The organism is Streptomyces guryensis (assembly GCF_021261325.1).
In the GTDB taxonomy this organism is placed as follows: Bacteria; Actinomycetota; Actinomycetes; order Streptomycetales; family Streptomycetaceae; genus Streptomyces; species Streptomyces guryensis.
In genome coordinates, this window is sequence record NZ_JAJSBI010000038.1 from 52,969 (window position 1) to 68,968 (window position 16,000).

18 protein-coding genes are annotated in these 16,000 nt (G+C 69.6%); 14 read left to right on the forward strand and 4 right to left on the reverse strand.

Features of this window, described 5'->3' with window-relative positions:
* Nucleotides 1–77: 77 nt before the first annotated feature.
* Together LJ657_RS43470 and LJ657_RS43475 are read left to right on the forward strand one after the other, a co-directional pair.
* Nucleotides 78–365 (forward strand): DUF1416 domain-containing protein, encoded by a 288-nt coding sequence (locus tag LJ657_RS43470; RefSeq protein ID WP_003991226.1) that lies wholly within the window; start codon nt 78–80, stop codon nt 363–365.
* A gap of 186 nt (nt 366–551) precedes the next feature.
* Nucleotides 552–815 (forward strand): DUF3099 domain-containing protein, encoded by a 264-nt coding sequence (locus tag LJ657_RS43475; protein ID WP_099929824.1) that lies wholly within the window; start codon nt 552–554, stop codon nt 813–815.
* Nucleotides 816–819: 4 nt separating this feature from the next.
* Here the strand turns inward: LJ657_RS43475 and LJ657_RS43480 are convergent, their stop codons facing one another.
* Nucleotides 820–1,182, reverse strand: coding sequence for a DsrE family protein (locus LJ657_RS43480; RefSeq protein ID WP_232655234.1), 363 nt, complete (start codon nt 1,180–1,182; stop codon nt 820–822).
* Nucleotides 1,183–1,481: 299 nt separating this feature from the next.
* Here LJ657_RS43480 and LJ657_RS43485 point away from each other — a divergent pair, with 299 nt between their 5' ends.
* The 3 genes from LJ657_RS43485 to ygfZ are packed head-to-tail and all read left to right on the forward strand — an operon-like array spanning nt 1,482 to nt 3,506.
* A complete protein-coding gene (locus LJ657_RS43485) occupies nt 1,482–2,057 on the forward strand; it encodes a heme-binding beta-barrel domain-containing protein (RefSeq protein ID WP_232655235.1) in 576 nt (191 codons plus the stop codon).
* A 35-nt stretch (nt 2,058–2,092) separates the two neighbouring features.
* Nucleotides 2,093–2,530, forward strand: a complete 438-nt coding sequence (locus LJ657_RS43490; RefSeq protein WP_099929821.1) for a Fur family transcriptional regulator — start codon at nt 2,093–2,095, stop codon at nt 2,528–2,530.
* A gap of 10 nt (nt 2,531–2,540) precedes the next feature.
* Nucleotides 2,541–3,506, forward strand: coding sequence for a CAF17-like 4Fe-4S cluster assembly/insertion protein YgfZ (ygfZ, locus tag LJ657_RS43495; RefSeq protein WP_232655236.1), 966 nt, complete (start codon nt 2,541–2,543; stop codon nt 3,504–3,506).
* 16 nt (nt 3,507–3,522) lie between these two features.
* Here the strand turns inward: ygfZ and dtd are convergent, their stop codons facing one another.
* The gene (gene dtd / locus LJ657_RS43500; RefSeq protein ID WP_232655237.1) at nt 3,523–3,948 is read right to left on the reverse strand and encodes a D-aminoacyl-tRNA deacylase; all 426 of its coding nucleotides are present in this window, start codon (nt 3,946–3,948) and stop codon (nt 3,523–3,525) included.
* A 214-nt stretch (nt 3,949–4,162) separates the two neighbouring features.
* Between dtd and LJ657_RS43505 the strand changes: the two genes are divergently transcribed.
* The 3 genes from LJ657_RS43505 to LJ657_RS43515 all read left to right on the forward strand — a co-directional run bounded on the left by LJ657_RS43505 (nt 4,163) and on the right by LJ657_RS43515 (nt 7,534).
* Nucleotides 4,163–4,810, forward strand: coding sequence for an RsiG family protein (locus LJ657_RS43505; protein WP_232655238.1), 648 nt, complete (start codon nt 4,163–4,165; stop codon nt 4,808–4,810).
* A gap of 248 nt (nt 4,811–5,058) precedes the next feature.
* Complete coding sequence (locus LJ657_RS43510) at nt 5,059–6,315, forward strand: GNAT family N-acetyltransferase (RefSeq protein ID WP_232655239.1); 1,257 nt, start codon at nt 5,059–5,061, stop codon at nt 6,313–6,315.
* 286 nt (nt 6,316–6,601) lie between these two features.
* A complete protein-coding gene (locus LJ657_RS43515; protein ID WP_232655240.1) occupies nt 6,602–7,534 on the forward strand; it encodes a GntR family transcriptional regulator in 933 nt (310 codons plus the stop codon).
* A 54-nt stretch (nt 7,535–7,588) separates the two neighbouring features.
* Here the strand turns inward: LJ657_RS43515 and LJ657_RS43520 are convergent, their stop codons facing one another.
* On the reverse strand, nt 7,589–7,777 hold the full coding sequence (locus LJ657_RS43520; RefSeq protein WP_030941504.1) for a hypothetical protein: 189 nt from the start codon (nt 7,775–7,777) through the stop codon (nt 7,589–7,591).
* Nucleotides 7,778–7,961: 184 nt separating this feature from the next.
* Here LJ657_RS43520 and LJ657_RS43525 point away from each other — a divergent pair, with 184 nt between their 5' ends.
* Both LJ657_RS43525 and LJ657_RS43530 read left to right on the forward strand, forming a co-directional pair.
* The gene (locus tag LJ657_RS43525) at nt 7,962–8,843 is read left to right on the forward strand and encodes a GntR family transcriptional regulator (protein WP_232655241.1); all 882 of its coding nucleotides are present in this window, start codon (nt 7,962–7,964) and stop codon (nt 8,841–8,843) included.
* Complete coding sequence (locus LJ657_RS43530; protein ID WP_232655242.1) at nt 8,792–9,592, forward strand: HAD family hydrolase; 801 nt, start codon at nt 8,792–8,794, stop codon at nt 9,590–9,592. The genes LJ657_RS43525 and LJ657_RS43530 overlap by 52 nt, the downstream gene beginning before the upstream one ends.
* Here LJ657_RS43530 and LJ657_RS43535 read toward each other — a convergent pair.
* Nucleotides 9,583–9,765 (reverse strand): hypothetical protein, encoded by a 183-nt coding sequence (locus tag LJ657_RS43535; protein ID WP_232655243.1) that lies wholly within the window; start codon nt 9,763–9,765, stop codon nt 9,583–9,585. The two genes, LJ657_RS43530 and LJ657_RS43535, sit on opposite strands and share 10 nt — an antisense overlap.
* 173 nt (nt 9,766–9,938) lie before the next feature.
* On the opposite strand from LJ657_RS43535, the gene LJ657_RS43540 reads away from it, so the two are divergent.
* The 4 genes from LJ657_RS43540 (at nt 9,939) to LJ657_RS43555 (ending at nt 15,980) form a co-directional block, all read left to right on the forward strand.
* Nucleotides 9,939–10,820, forward strand: coding sequence for a winged helix-turn-helix domain-containing protein (locus LJ657_RS43540; protein WP_232655244.1), 882 nt, complete (start codon nt 9,939–9,941; stop codon nt 10,818–10,820).
* A gap of 214 nt (nt 10,821–11,034) precedes the next feature.
* Nucleotides 11,035–13,215 (forward strand): aminoglycoside phosphotransferase family protein, encoded by a 2,181-nt coding sequence (locus tag LJ657_RS43545; RefSeq protein WP_232655245.1) that lies wholly within the window; start codon nt 11,035–11,037, stop codon nt 13,213–13,215.
* 36 nt (nt 13,216–13,251) lie between these two features.
* The gene (locus LJ657_RS43550) at nt 13,252–13,857 is read left to right on the forward strand and encodes a TetR family transcriptional regulator (protein ID WP_232655246.1); all 606 of its coding nucleotides are present in this window, start codon (nt 13,252–13,254) and stop codon (nt 13,855–13,857) included.
* 92 nt (nt 13,858–13,949) lie between these two features.
* Nucleotides 13,950–15,980 carry a HelD family protein gene (locus LJ657_RS43555; RefSeq protein WP_232655247.1) on the forward strand — a complete coding sequence of 677 codons (2,031 nt, stop codon included), beginning with the start codon at nt 13,950–13,952 and terminating at the stop codon, nt 15,978–15,980.
* Nucleotides 15,981–16,000 lie beyond the last annotated feature (20 nt).

Here is a 16,000-nt window from a genome sequence, read left to right on the forward strand (position 1 = left end):
GCAGGCGCAGCAGTAAGCGAGCAGACCCGCAAATCCCGACCGGCCTTCCTCCGGTCAGACCCCTCTTGGAGAAAGACATGTGTGGAGCGAAGGCCGGCGGCCCGGACGCCTCGACGATCAAGCCCGGTGAGACCACCATCCAGGGCCAGGTGACGAAGGACGGCGAGCCCGTCGTCGGCTACGTCCGCCTGCTGGACTCGACCGGCGAGTTCACCGCGGAGGTCCCCACCTCCGCCACCGGACAGTTCCGCTTCTACGCCGCCGAGGGCACCTGGACCGTCCGCGCCCTCGTCCCCGGCGCCACCGCGGACCGCACGGTCGTCGCCCAGCAGGGCGGCCTCGCGGAGGTCGCGATCGCGGTCTGACAACCTGCCCGCCCAAGGGCCGCACCCTTCGGGGCGCGGCCCTTCGGCATGGACGCCCGTCGCGACATCCACCGCTCCACGACGGGTGTCCGGCGGCCTGTGGCGGCGGTGGGTCCGTGCCGGGGGCGGGTGTGTGAGCCGTCGGCGATCGCGCCGAACCGGTGGGCCGGGGCCTACGCTGGAAGCATGCTGGCACGCCGCCGTCACGTGTATTTCGCCATGATGGGCACCTGCATCACGCTGTTCGTCCTGGCCTGGGGAGTCGTACGCATCTGGTCGGTCCCGGTCGCGGTCGGGATGTGCGTGGTGGCCATGGTCATCCCCCCGGTCGCCGCGATGGTCGCCAACCGCCGGGGCCCGGACGACCGCTGGTGGGACGATCCGTCCGGCGACCCGAAGTCCGACGAGTGGTGGGACGAGCTGGACGGCAAGAAGCGCCCGCGGCCCTAGCGTCTCAGTAGACGAGCGCCTGCGTCTCGTCCCCCAGGGCCTCCTGGACGAACACCTGTGCGCCCGCGATCCGTACGCCCTCGATGACGTCCTTCTCCGTGATGTCCCGGCGGGCCGCGCACTGGGTGCACAGGGTGACCCGACCCGTCGCGAGGACCGAGTCGAGCAGCTCGGGCAGCGGGGCCGCATGCGGGAGCTCGAACTCGGCGGCGCGGCCCGGCAGGGCGAACCACGCGGACTCGCCGGTCAGCCACAGCGAGACGTCGACCCCGCTGGCCACGGCCACCGCCGCCACCGTGAACGCCTGCGAGCACCGCTCGGGCGCATCGGCCCCCGCCGTCACCTTGATCACGAGCTTCTTCGCCATGGCCGAATCGTAATCAACTCCCCGGCCGCTCGGCCGACGCCCGCCCCAGCCGTGCCCGAGTCCCGCTTGGGCGTACCTCACAAGGAGTGCCGGACCCCGGCCGCGTAAGCTGGGGCCCGGCCTTTCGTGTACCGCCCACCTCAGCTCATCAAGGAGCACCCCGTGCTTGAGGCATTCTTCGAAGCCCTGCTGGTCCTGGTCTGCGTCGGCGTCCTCGCCTTCGCCGGGCTGACCGTGAAGAAGCTGTACCAGGGCCAGCGCTGACCCCCATCAAGGTCCCCTCAAGGAACTGCCGACCCATGATCGAGATCCCGTCCGACCTCCACAAGGACCTCGTCCCCCTCGCCTTTCTGCTCGGCAGCTGGGCGGGCGCGGGCGTGCACGACTTCCCCGGTGCCGAGAAGTGCAACTTCGGGCAGGAGGTCACCTTCAGCCACGACGGCCGGGACTTCCTGGAGTACCGGTCCCGCACCTGGGTGCTGGACAACGACGGCAACAAGGTCCGCCCGCTGGAGACCGAACACGGCTTCTGGCGCATCGACGCCGACCGCAGGGTCGAGGTGACGATGGTCCGCGACGACGGCGTCGTCGAGATCTGGTACGGCGAGATGGCCGCGAAGAAGCCGCAGATCGACCTGGTCACGGACGCCGTCGCGCGCACGGCCGCCTCCGGCCCCTACGGCGGCGGCAAGCGCCTGTACGGCTACGTCAAGAGCGACCTCATGTGGGTCGGCGAGAAGCAGACCCCCGAGGTCGAGCTGCGCCCCTACATGTCGGCGCACCTGAAGAAGGTCGTCACCCCGGAGGACGTCGAGCGCTGGGCCAAGGCCCTGCCGGACGACATGCCGGACGACGGCATCGCGTTTTTCAAGTAGTTCTGACAAGTACAAGTAGTTCTAGACTCTTCGGTGTGGTGAGCACCGACTGGAAGAGCGACCTCAGGCAGCGCGGCTACCGGCTGACGCCGCAGCGGCAACTCGTGCTCGAAGCCGTGGACGCCCTTGAGCACGCGACCCCCGACGACATCCTCACTGAAGTGAAGAAGACGGCGTCGGGGGTCAACATTTCCACCGTCTACCGGACGCTGGAGCTGCTGGAGGAGTTGGGACTGGTCAGCCACGCCCACCTCGGGCACGGCGCGCCGACGTACCACCTCGCGGACCGCCACCACCACATCCACCTGGTCTGCCGGGACTGCCAGAACGTGATCGAGGCCGATGTGTCGGTGGCCGCCGAGTTCACCGCGAAGCTGCGGCGGGAGTTCGGCTTCGAGACGGACATGAAGCACTTCGCGATCTTCGGCAGGTGCCGGGACTGTTCGCTGAAGAGTTCAACTACCGAGTCGTAGGCTTGTGCATATGAAGAGCCCCCTCCTGTCCCTGCCCGGCGCCGTCCCCGCCGAGGGCGTGGACGAAGGCGTCGCCGCCCACTACGGCGAACTGTTCCGTGAGCAGCGCGCCCTCGCCGACGGCACCGGCTTCGTCGACCTCTCGCACCGGGGGGTCGTCACCGTCACCGGCGAGGACCGCCTGAGCTGGCTGCACCTGCTCCTCACCCAGCATGTCAGCGACCTCCCGGCCGGCCGGGCCACCGAGGCGCTGATCCTCTCCGCGCACGGCCATATCGAGCACGCGCTCTACCTGGTCGACGACGGCGAGACGGTGTGGGCGCACGTCGAGCCCGGTACACAGGACGCGCTCCTCGCATACCTGGAGTCGATGAAGTTCTTCTACAGGGTCGAAGTCGCCGACCGGACGGCCGAGTTCGCGGTCGTGCACCTGCCGGCCGGTTCGATCGCCGAGGTGCCGGAAGGCGCCGCGGTACGCGAGACGCCCTACGGCCGCGACCTGTTCCTCCCGCGCACCGACCTCGAGTCGTACGCGGAGAAGGCCGGCCCGGCGGCCGGAATCCTGGCCTACGAGGCCCTCCGCGTCGAACACCACCGTCCGCGCCTCGGCTTCGAGACCGACCACCGCACCATCCCGCACGAGCTGGGCTGGATCGGTACGGCGGTGCATCTGCAGAAGGGCTGCTACCGGGGCCAGGAGACGGTGGCGCGGGTGCAGAACCTCGGGAAGCCGCCGCGCCGCCTGGTGTTCCTGCACCTGGACGGCAGCGAGGTCCACCTTCCCACCCCCGGCACGGAGATCCGCCTGGCCGACGAGGACCCCGACGGCCGCAAGGTCGGCTTCATCACGACCTCCGTACGCCACCACGAGCTGGGCCCGGTCGCACTGGCCCTGGTGAAGCGGAACGTGCCGGTGGACGCGCGGCTGGTGGCGGGGGACACGGCGGCGGCACAGGAGACGGTCGTGGAACCGTAGGCGCGGTGTGGGGGCCCTAGATCTCCACGAGGACGGTGAACGGTCCGTCGTTCGTCAGCGAGACGCGCATCCGCGCGCCGAAACGCCCCGTCTCCACCGTCGCGCCGAGGGCCCGCAGCTGGGCGACGACCTCGTCGACGAGGGGTTCGGCGAGGTCGCCCGGGGCGGCGGCGTTCCAGGTGGGCCTGCGCCCCTTGCGCGCATCCCCGTACAGGGTGAACTGACTGATGACCAGCAGCGGCGCATCGACATCACTGCAGGACCTCTCGTCCTGCAGCATGCGGATGGACCAGAGTTTGCGGGCGAGTTGGGCCGCTTTCTCCTTGGTGTCCTCGTGCGTCACGCCGACGAGGACGCACAGTCCCTCGCCGACGATCTCCCCGACCGTCTCACCGTCGACGACGACGCTCGCGCCGTCCACTCTCTGTACCACTGCGCGCATGCCCCCATCATGCCGTGCCCCCGGAAACGGGCTCGACGACCCTGATGCCCCTGAGGATTGCCCCGGAAGTATGCCCCTGAAGGGTGCCTGGCTGGGCCCTTCCTTTTGATCCTTAACCCCCCATCTGGGGCTGATCGGGGGCACTCGGTCACATAGCGGCCACTTGGGGTGGCACGATACTTTCACACGCCGGTCGAGGGGACGGTTGAGGCACATGAGCACACCGAGTACTGGGCAGCCTCCTGGGGCAGTTTCGCTGATTCGCACAGGGGAGCGGACGCCGATGCGTCCGCCCACCCAGCGGACGGACAGCCCGGACAGCGCGACCGGCTGGGACAGCGGTGACGGCCCGGGCGGCCCGCAACTGCCCGCAGGTTCGCCCGAGCACGACCTGGCAGTGCTGAGCCTGCCCGAACTGCGCACCCTGCGCCGGGACGCCCAGCGCGAGGAGGCCGACCTCAGCTATGTACGGCGGCTGCTGCAGGGCCGTATCGACATCCTGCGGGCGGAACTGGCCCGCCGCTCCCCCGCAGGTGCGGGCTCCGTGGTCGAACGGCTCTCGGAGATCCTCACGGACGCCCCGGCCCGCCACCGCTCCTCCGCCCGCCACGTGACGCTGGGCACGCCGTACAACGAGGAGTACGGCCGACTGGCCGCGGAGATGCTCGCCGAGGTCGAACTCTCCGACCTGGCCGCCCGCACGGACCTGGAGCTCAACACGGCGATGGGCCGACTCGTCCGCTACGAGCAGCAGGTGTCCCTCAGGCGCCAGCGCCTCCAACGAACGACGGACAACTGCAACGGCGAAATCGCCCGCCGCTACCGCGAGGGGGAGGCCCAGGTCGACGACCTGCTGACATGACCACCGGCCTTTCAGCCCGTCCGGCATCCCCCAGCCCGTCCGGCATCCCCAGCCCGTCCGGCGTTTGAGGACGAGGCCCGTCCAGGCCGATCAGGGTCTGGGGCGGATCCCCGGAAGCGGGGTGCGGGGGCGGCAGCCCCTGGTGGGGTTGTGAGGGGCGGCAGCCCCTGGGGACGGGATGGGTAGGGGCGGTGGGGGCGAGGAAAATCCGCGCGACACTCTCGCCACCCTGCGCCTACCGTGATCCCATGACCCAGGCGCACTCCGACATCGACGTCCGCCCGATCACCGAACCCGAGTTCCCCGAATGGCTCCGAGCCGTGAAGGTCGGGTTCGTCCAGCAGCCAGTGATCTCGCAGAGCGAAGTCGAAGCCCGCCGCCCCCAGTGGGAACCGCACCGATACCTCGGCGCCTTCGACGGAACCCGCTGCGTCGCGACCTTCCGCTCCTTCGACCAGGAGGTCACCGCGGTGGGCGGCACGCCCGTCGCCGCCGACGCCATCTCCGCCGTCACCGTCACCGCCACCCACCGCCGCCGCGGCCTGCTCACCCGCATGATGAGCCGGGACCTCGCGACCGCGAAGGAGCGCGGCGACACCGTGGCCACCCTGATCGCCGCCGAGTACCCGATCTACGGCCGCTACGGCTTCGGCCCCGCCACCACGGCCGCCGAGTGGACCGTGGACGTCCCGCGCGCCGGCCTCGACCCCCGCTGGTCCGGCCCGGCCGACGGCGGCCGTATCGACATCGTGGACGCCGAGGACGTACGCAAACTCGGCCCCGAACTCCACGACCGCGTGCGCCGCACCACCCCGGGGGCCGTCACCCGCGGCGACCGCTGGTGGCAGCAGCACACGGGAGAGCTGCGGGTCGACCCGAAGTGGACCGAGCCGTTCTTCGCCCTGTACAGGGCAGCGGACGGCGAGGTCGAGGGCCTGGTGGCCTACGAGGTCGACGACAAGTGGGGCGACGCCAAGCAGCCACTGGACACGGCGACCGTACGGAGCCTGATCGCCGCGACCCCGGCCGCCGAGCGCGCCCTGTGGAGCTACCTGTGCTCCATCGACTGGGTCACCCAGGTCAAGAGCGGCCAAAGGGCCCCCGACGACCTGCTCCCTCTCCTCCTCCCCGACCCGAGGGCCGCCCGTATCACCGGCGCCGCGGACTGGCTGTGGGTGCGGATCCTGGATGTCGTACGGGCGCTGGAGTCGCGGACGTACGAGGGGACGGGTTCCCTGGTCCTGGAGGTCGCCGACCGCGCCGGGCTGGCCGGCGGCCGCTACCGGCTGGAGGCGTCGCCGCAGGGTGTGTCCTGCGCGCCGACCACCGAGAGTGCCGAACTCGCGCTGGACATCGCGGAGTTGGCGAAGCTGTGGCTGGGCGACGAGTCGGTCGTGCGGCTGGCGGCGCTGGGCCGGGTGCGGGAAGAACGAGCGGGCGCCGCCCGAGTGGCCGACGCCCTGCTGCGTACGTCCAGGCGGCCTTGGTGCCCGGACATGTTCTGATCCCCCTTCCTTCCGACGACGACTGACGGCTCATCCGTAGCTGTGCTCTTCAGTTGTGACTGTGCCGATGGAACTGTTCAGTTGTCGGTGTTCGGTTGTGGCTGTGCGCTTGGTGAGGACTGGCCGAGCTCCCGGCTCCCCTCCGGAAGGGAGTCCGGCCAACCATTCTGAAGTTTGACCATGTTGTTGAAGTTGGCTACCAACTTCTCTCTACTTATCTCCGCTTGGAAGCGGCTTATAACCACCTTCCCTGGAACTGCCCAAAGATGGCGGGAAGTTGTAGTGTTTGGTCGTGGACCCGAAACACGCCTCCGTCACTGGACGGAAGAGGCCGCAGCGGCCACAGACGCCACAGAGATCACAGAGGTCGCATCGAGACGTGGCGGACGAGCTGCGCGCCCGTATCAGGTCGGGCGAGCTCCAACCGGGTCAACGCATGCCCACGCAGGCGAAACTGGCCGACGAGTTCGGCATCGAGCGCGGCGCGGTGCGCCAGGCGCTGCGCATCCTGCAGTCGGAACACCTGCTGACCAACGTTTCGAAGGGTGCTCCCGCGACCGTCGCTCCCGACCTGGGCCTCGGCAAGGCCCTGACCGGCCCCGGAGCCCCGCCGCTGCCGACCACTGTGGCCCTGGCCCCGCGCATAGCGAACGCTTTCGCCGCCCACCACGTGGAGATAGACGCCCTGTGCCTGACGGCCATCTCCCTGACGCTCGCCATCGGCGAACCGCTGCGCCAGATCCACGCGGGGCGACTGAAACCGGCCAAGCTGGACGTCCGGGTGCTGCTGCCGAGCCGCGACATCGACCTGGCCTTCCCGGCGCCCGTGGACGCATCCGCCGACGGCCGGCTGCAGCGCCGCTGGCTGGTCAACCGCAATGCCCAGGGCCAGGTGCTCCAGCACAACCTGCTGGCCCTGCGCGCCACGCACGGCATCGACGTGAACGTGACCTTCCGCGCCCTGCCGTTCACCCCGCCCGTGAAGCTGTACCTGCTCAACGGCATGGAGGCGCTCTTCGCGTACTACACGCTCACGCGGCGCGAGCAGGAGATCGACCACGAGCAACTGGAGATGTACGACGTCGAGGGCACCCAGTCCATGCTGTTCGCCTTCGAACAGGGTCCGGGCCTGCGCGACACCACCTTCGTCGAGCAGTCGCACCTGTGGTTCAACGCACTGTGGGAGACGATCAGTTCGGAGCTTGTGCTCACGAGCTGACGTCTCCCACAGCGATGGGGACAGCGGCCGACCGGGCCGCAAGGGGCCCTGCGCTCATAGAGCGGGCCCCGCGACCAGCAGGGCGAGCACGACGGCCCCTATGGAACTGACAGCCGGATTCTTCGCCTTGATGCCTATGGTGAGCAGCAGCAGGCCGATGATGCCGGTGACGCCGTACTTCCACTGAACGGTCTGCTCGATGCCGACGACGAAGACGGCGGAGAGGAGGGCGAGGACGGGCATGGTGGTTCCCCCTTCAGGCTTCGCGGGCGGGACGGTGCGTGGGGGGTGAGGCGGATCCGATGAAGCAAAACTTCCGCCAACTGGACCAAGTTGGCAACCAACTTCAACTAAGTTATCCCCACTTGGTACCTACTCATAAACAAGTCAGATGCAACTCCCCATAGATGGATCCGAGTTGTAGCGTTTGGTCGTGACCCAGGAGAACGTGGCAGTGAACGGCAGCAGAAGGCTCACGCCCCAGGAGATCGCCGACATCCTGCGGGAACGGATCAACAAGGGCGACCTCAAGGCCGGGGACCGCCTGCCCACCCAGGCCGAACTGGCAGACGAGTTCGGCGTGGAACGCGGCGCCGTCCGCCAGGCCCTGCGCGCCCTCCAGCAAGACGGGTTGCTCAGCAATGTCAGCAAGGGAAGCCCCCCACGGATCGCGGAGCCGCCCGCGCCCGCTCGGGGGAAGCCGCAGCCGACGATGGTGGGGCTGGCGCCGCGACTCACGGAGGCGTTCACCGCGCCACGCGTCCGGATAGACGCCGCCTGTCTCACCGCGGAGACCCTGATGGTGGCCTTGGGTGAACCGCTGCGTCTCATCCACGAGGGTTCCATCAGCCCCGAGTCCATCGACGTCCGCATCCTGCTGCCGTCCCGCGAGATCACGCTCGCCTTCCCCGTCCCGGTCGAGGGCCCGGACGACGGCAACCCGGTCCACGAGCGCTGGCTGACCCAGCGCAACGCCCAGGGCCACGTGCTGCGCCACAACCTTCAGGCTCTGCGCTCCTCCCACGGCATCGACGTCAACGTCACGTTCCGGGCGCTGCCGTTCACCCCACCGGTGAAGCTGTACCTCCTCAATGACACGGAGGCGCTCATCGCGTACTACATGGTCACGCGCCGGGAGGAACTCTCCGACAGCGGAACCCTCGACATGTACGACGTCCTCGGCTCCGCTTCCCTCCTCTTCTCCTTCGACAAGAACACCGGCCAGCGCGACGCCGCGTTCGTCGAGCAGTCGCAGAAGTGGTTCGACGCCCTCTGGGAAACCATCACGACGGACCTGACACTCTCCTAGTGACTCCTGATACGACGCAGACTGAACCGGTGACATCCGACACCGAGAAAATGCCCGAGGAACTGCGGGAGTTGATCACTCACGCGCAGGTGGTGCTCTGGGACTTCGACGGCCCGATCTGCCGGTTGTTCGCCGGACACTCGGCGGACCAGGTGGCCGACGGGCTGATGGAGTGGCTGGAGGGGCGAGGGCTGCACGGTCTGCTGACGGAGAGCGAGCGGGAGTCCCTGGACCCGCACATCGTGCTGCGCGCCGTGGACCGCCGGCGTCCCGGCAGCGATCTGGTGGCCGAGCTGGAGGAACGTCTCACCGAGGAAGAGCTGAAGGCCACGTCCTCCGCGATGCCCACGGCCTGGGCCGACCCACTGATACGCACCTGGGCGGCAGTGGGCTCCCGGCTGGCCATCACGACCAACAACTCCCCCCGGGTCGTGGGCAAGTACCTGAAGGACCGCAACCTCACCGATTGCTTTGCCCCCCACGTCTACGGTCGCACCGAGGACCTCCACCTGCTCAAGCCCGACCCGCACTGCCTCAACCGCGCCCTGCGCGCGATGGGTTCGGCCCCCTCCGACGCCTTGATGATCGGTGACACACCTTCCGATTTCCTCGCCGCGCGGCGGGCCGGCGTTCCGTTCCTCGGCTACGCGCGCAACGGCCACAAGGAGAAGCTGCTGCGGGGGGCGGGCGCCACCGCGGTGGTCGGGTCGTTGGAGCCGGTGCTGCGGGCGGTCAGGGCTCAGGCCTGAGCCATCAGCACCACCAACATGACGGCGGCCCCGACTGCGACCCCCTGGTGACGTGCGCGGATGCCCATGGCGAGGGTGCTCAGGAGCAGCAGTCCCAGCATGCCGAGCCTCGCCGTCACCAGGGATCCCACAGTGAGGCCGACGGCTTCCCGGAGTGCCGATAAGAGGAGCATGCCCTTCCACCTTCCTGCCATTGTCAGTGAGCCTTGCGCTTTGCGGTCCAATTGGACCGGTTGTCGTAATGTGGATGTGCCCTGTCTGATTGATCCCTAATCAACTGGCAGGACTGGCAGGCGACTTGACTGAAAGTGGTGTGTCGGTGGCCGGTCGGCGGTACGGTCGCCGTGTGAGTGAACGGCAGGGCAGTGACGTAGGCGGCAGGGAGTTCCACCGGGTCGCCCAAGAACTGCGCGCGCGGATCGCCGACGGCAGGACGTATCCGCTTCGCTCCTTCCTGCCGTCCCAGCGGGATCTGGCCAATGAGTTCGGGGTGTCCCGGGACACCGTCCAGCGAGTGCTGCGGGAGCTGGTGGACGAAGGACTGATCGAGTCCCGCCAGGGCAGCGGCTCACGCGTGGTGCGGGCAACCGGTCCGCAGCCCTCGCAGCCCGGGCCGCCCCGTGCGCATCCGGAGGTCGTGACGATCGGTTCCCGGCTCGGCATGGCCTTCGAGGAGCGCGAAGTCACGCTGGACGTCTACACGTTGACGTCGGAATCGCTGAGCGCGCACATGCGGCTCCAGGCGGAGCGGATCGCCGGCGGCGAGATCGCCCCCGAGCGCGTTGCCCTGCGCATGCTGTTGCCCTCCGAGTCCCTTGTCCTGCCGTATCCGCAGGTCATGGCGGACAGGGAGGACCCGCGGCTCAGGGGCCGTCTGCACGGCATCACGCGCGAGCACACGGCAGCGCTGACCAGGCTGTTCAGGGACCTGGAGACCGAGAGCCTCGTACCGTCCGTCTCCCTCGAGATCCGGCGTGTGCCGCTGACCCCGACGTTCAAGCTCTATCTCCTCAACGGCGTCGAGGCGCTGCACGCGCCCTACCAGGTGATCGAGCGGCAGATCGGATTCGAGGACGGCACAGAGGTCGCCGCTCTGGATGTACTGGGCCTCGGTGCCACTCTCACGCATCACGCGAAGGACGCCGACGACCCGAAGTCCGGGGGGACCGTCTTCGTCGACAGCATGCAGGGATGGTTCGACTCGGTCTGGAAGCATCTTGCCGAGTAGGTCAAGAACTGTGCGCTAGCATGCCGCGAATCGTGCGAGCAACCGCTCCCGTCCATGCGTATGGGATGGCAGACAAGCCAGCTTTCGAACGATCCGATGCGGATGAGTGGCAACCCACCCCCTGTGCTCACTTCACCGTCATTCCGGTCGTTCGGCACATCACACGGTGCCACAGTGTGTTCCCCAACCGAGCGTGAGTCACCCGGAGCGACCCTTGGTCGACCAAACCGATGCCTTTCTGGCGTTCGTAGCGGATGCCAAGTCGAAGGCACAGGTGTCCAACGGACATCACAACCAGAACTACGTTCACCGGCTGCCGGAGAACGTGGCGCGACTGGTCGGCCAGGCCCCCTTCACACAGGTGATGGTCCGGATAAGGCGCCAGGGCGTGCTTCCCGTGGTGATCAGGACCTGGCAGTCCGAGGCGGCCCTGCTCCGCGCCGTGCGGGACTCCCTGCCCCACGTGCCGCAGTGTCTGCACAGCGGCCTGGGATTCGCCATCCACAGCTATGCGGAAGGCGTTCCGCTCTCTGCCGTCTGCGGAAACGGTAAACCCGTCGACACCCTGATCATCAAGGCGCTGGCCGATCTGCTCGCCCAGCTGACCCGGGTACGGCGGACCGCGCTGCCCTTGCTGCCTGCCGTGTGGCCCACGAACGACACCGACAGCCAGGCCTTCCTGAGGACTCTGGCCCTCCAGGCCGACGAGCAGATCCGCAAGCCCAACTGGGATGAGTACGGGGGCCTGTTCAAGGCGCTCGGCATCCCGGACATAGCTCTGCTCAGGTTTGCCGACCGGGTTCCCGCCATGGCCCGGCGGCCGTACAGCCTGCTCCACGCGGACCTGCACCGCGACAACGTGATCATGACGTACGACCCCGGGGCCGCACCCCTGGTCTGCGTCGACTGGGAACTGGCGACCTACGGGGATCCCCTGCACGACCTCGCGACGCATCTGGTGCGCATGCGCTACCCGCCCCACCAGTGGGAAGAGGTGATCGGCGCGTGGGTGACGGCCATGCAGGGCCACCGTCCCGCCGCGGTCACCGGCTACCGGGCCGACCTGTGCCACTATCTCGACTTCGAGCGTGCGCAGTCCGTGTACCCGGACGTCATGCGGGCCGCGCAGTCACTGGAGCGGTCGTTCACCCAGAAGAGCCTGGACCAGGCGACGGACGAAGTGTGCCGGGCGCTGAAGGAGGCGGCGAAGCCGCTCCGGCTCAGGCGGGTGCCGAGGAAGGAAGAGATCTCGGGGGCGCTGTTCCGGTGGCTGGCCGCTCGCCACGACGGCGACGTGAGCGGCCGTGACTGGATCGCGAAGGCGTTCGACTGGGAGCGGGACAGACGTGTCGCCCTGCCGCGTGGCTTCGGGGAGACCGCCGTGCGCAACGCGCTGCTGGCCGAAGGCGCCGCCGCGGCGGAGCGGGTGTTCAAGGGGACCGCGCATCTCAACACGGTGGTTCAGGTACCGGACTACCCGCACCCCCTCGTCGTGCGGCGCAAACTCCCCGACGTCTCGCCCAGAGAGGCGCGGCACCTGGACGAGCACGCCGTCCTGCGCGCGATCCACACGTCGAAGACACAGGTGGCGGTGCCGCGGGTGCTCGCTCTCGGCAAGAGCTACCGGGGAGAGCCCTTCGCCCTCCAGACCTACGTCGGACTGCACCCGGATCAACCGCCCAGCCATCCGGTCAAGGGACTCCTTCCGCACGAGGCGGACGCGCTCGTGGATCAGCTGTGCGAGCTGACGAAGGTGGAATACCGCGAGATCGACTCCGGGGTCGGCCAGGGCGCCTTCTACGAGTGGCTGACGGACGAACTCGTATGCCTGGTCCAGGGTCTGCCGCCGGAGTCGAGGCGCCTGGCCCGCGTGATCGGGCTGCCCGACGCAGGGCGGCTGCGGCAGCTGCTGGCCCGGCACAAGGTGCACCGCCGTGAGGCCGCCCTGCTCCACGGCGATCTCAACCCGTGGAACCTGGTGCGCCGCAACGACCACCTGGCGCTGACCATCATCGACTGGGAGATGGCTCTCGTGGGCGATCCGCTCTACGAGCTGGTCCGCCACATACACCTGACGCCCACCAAGCAGGCCATCAGGGAGCGCATGTTCGACCGCTGGGAGAAGAACCTGCCCGCGGCGAGCACGCGGAACTGGCGGTGGGACTGGCGTGTGTACCGCGGCATCGAGATCGTGCGCTCCGCGTACATCGACCTCGACCGGCAGGTCACCGGTGTGGGGCTCGACGCCCCCAACGTCCGCCGGGCGGTGGACGCCTACGCCGAGACCCTGAAGGATGCCCAGGTGGCCCTGGGCCTGCCCGTCCGTCCCTTGCCCAACCCCTATCTCGGCCGCGCCATCGCCGGAGAACCCCGGCGCAGCACCCGCACCGGCTGACCGGCCGCCGCGGGACCGGGTGCGTACGCTCGTGCCATGAGCGAGATCGGCCTGCGCGAGCGCAAGAAGCAGCGGATGTACGAGACCGTGTCGGAGATCGCCATCCGGCTCTTCCTCGAAAAGGGCTTCGACGCGGTTTCCGTCGCCGAGATCGCCGCCGCCGCCGAGATCTCCAAGCCGACCCTCTTCCGCTACTTCCCGGCCAAGGAGGACCTCGTCCTGCACCGGATCGCGGATCACGAGGGGGAGGCCGCCCGGGTGGTCGCCGGGGGGCCCACGCCGCTTGCCGCGCTGCGGCGGTGTTTCCTCGACGGGCTGGAGCGGGGTGATCCGGTCACCGGGCTGAACGACCATCCGCAGGTGCTCGCCTTTCACACCCTCCTCTACGGGACCCCCGCCCTGGTAGCCCGTGCGCACGCCCATCTCGAACGGTCCGAGGCCGCGCTCGCCGAGGCCCTCGGCGGTGGGCTGGAGGCGCGGCTCGCCGCCGGGCAGATCATCGCCGTGCAGCGGATTCTCGCGATGGAGAACTGGCGGCGGATCGCCGAGGGGGAGCGGGTGGAGGGCGTACGGCCGGATGCCGTGGCCGCGGCGGAGCGGGCGTTCGAGGTGCTGGCGGCCGGGTTGCCGCATCTCGCGTAGACGAGCCCCTGGACGAGCCCGTGAACGAGCCGGACTGGTGAGACTGGGTAAAATATTTAACTCGGTTACGATTGTTGGGTACGCTCGTGCCCATGACGTCAGCCGACCCCGACCTCCCGGCCCTGCCCGCCCTGAAAGAGTCCCTCCACCGCGAACGCGCCCACCACGACCGCTGCCGTACCGCCCTCGCCGCCATGGTCGACGGGGCCCAGGAACAGGTCGTCAGCGGCGAGGACGTCTCCGCCTCCGGTGCCGACGCCGAAGTGCTCGGGTACCGGCTGCGCAGCCGGGCGAAGGAGATGCGCGAGCTGCCCGAAGGGCCGTTGTTCTTCGGGCGGTTGGACACCGCCGAGCAGTCACTGCACATCGGCCGGCTGCGGATCAGCGAGGACGTCGCCACCCCGCCGCTGGTCGTCGACTGGCGGGCGCCCGTCTCCCGCGCCTTCTACCAGGCGAGCGCCGGTGACCCGCAGGGAGTCGCGGTCCGGCGCCGGTTCGGCTGGGCCCCCGGCAGCCGCGGCGACTCCGCCGACCTCACCGGTCTGGAGGACGAGCACCTCGACCGGGGCGAGTCCCGGGCGAGCGACATCGTCGCCCGGGAGATCGAACGGCCGCGCGTCGGCCCCATGCGGGACATCGCGGCCACCATCCAGCCCGAGCAGGACGATCTCGTACGAGGGGACCTGGGCGTCTCCGTGTGCGTGCAGGGCGCTCCCGGCACCGGCAAGACCGCCGTCGGACTGCACCGGGCCGCCTACCTCCTCTACACCCACCCGCAGCGCATGAAGCGCGGCGGACTGCTGATCCTCGGACCCAACCGGACCTTCCTCTCCTACATCTCCCAGGTGCTCCCGGCCCTCGGCGAGACCGGCGTACGGCAGTCGACCCTCCAGGAGGAGATCGCCGCGCACCCGGTCAGAGGGGTCGACGGCGAGCGGGCCGCCGTCGTCAAGCACGACGCCCGGATGGCCGAGGTGCTGTGCCGGGCGCTGTACGCCCATGTCTCCAGCGACCGGGTCGCCCCCCTTTCCGTGGACGACGGTTCGTACCGGTGGCGGGTCGGGGCCGGCGAACTCGTGCGGATCGTCGAGGACGTACGGCGTGAGGAGCCGCCGTACGGGATCGGGCGCGAGCGGGTGCGGATGCGGGTCGTGCGGTGCGTTCAGGCGCAGGCCGAGCGGCGGGCCGGGCCGCAGTCGAACGCCTGGGTGCAGAGGATCTCGCGGGCGCGGGCGGTCGGGGCGTACGTCGACGCGGTGTGGCCGCGGGTGCGGCCCGAGGAGGTCGTCGCCCGACTGCTCACGGACGAAGGGGCGTTGGCCGTCGCCGCCGACGGGCTGCTGGACGCCGGGGAACAGCGGGCTCTGCTGTGGGCCAGGCCCCCGCGGTCGTGGAAGTCGGCTCGCTGGTCGGCCGCCGACCTGGTGCTCCTCGACGAGGTGTCCGGGCTCGTCGAGCATCCCGAGGGGTACGGCCATGTCGTCGTCGACGAGGCACAGGACCTCTCCCCGATGGAGTGCCGGGCCATCGCACGGCGCGCGCCCTTCGGGTCGCTCACCGTCCTCGGCGACCTGGCGCAGGGGACCACGCCCTGGGCGGCGCGGTCCTGGGACACGGTCCTGCGGCACCTGGGCAAACCGGGCGCGGCCGTGGTGCCGCTGACGACCGGGTTCCGGGTGCCCGGGGCCGTCGTCGCGCTCGCCAACCGGCTGCTGGAGCGACTGGACGTCGACGTTCCTGCGGGGCGGTCCCTGCGCAGGGACGGGGAGTTGAGGGTGCGGGCGGCGGGAGACGATCTGCCGGGTGCGGTCGTGGACGCCGTACGCGACGCGCTCGGGCATGAGGGGTCGGTCGGGGTCGTCGCCGCCGACGCCGACGTGGACCGGGTGACACGGGCGCTCGGCGCGGCCGGGATCAGCGCCGCGGGGCCGGACGAGCTGGGCGCCCGCGTGACCGTCGTACCGGCGGCGCTCGTCAAGGGACTCGAGTACGACCATGTCGTGGCCGTCGAGCCCGCGGCGATCGCGGAGGCGGAGGCGCGCGGGCTGCACCGGTTGTACGTCGTGCTGACCCGGGCTGTCTCGCGGCTGGAGGTGGTGCACGGGCGGCCGCTGCCGTTCTAGACCGAGGGCCGAGGCCGGCA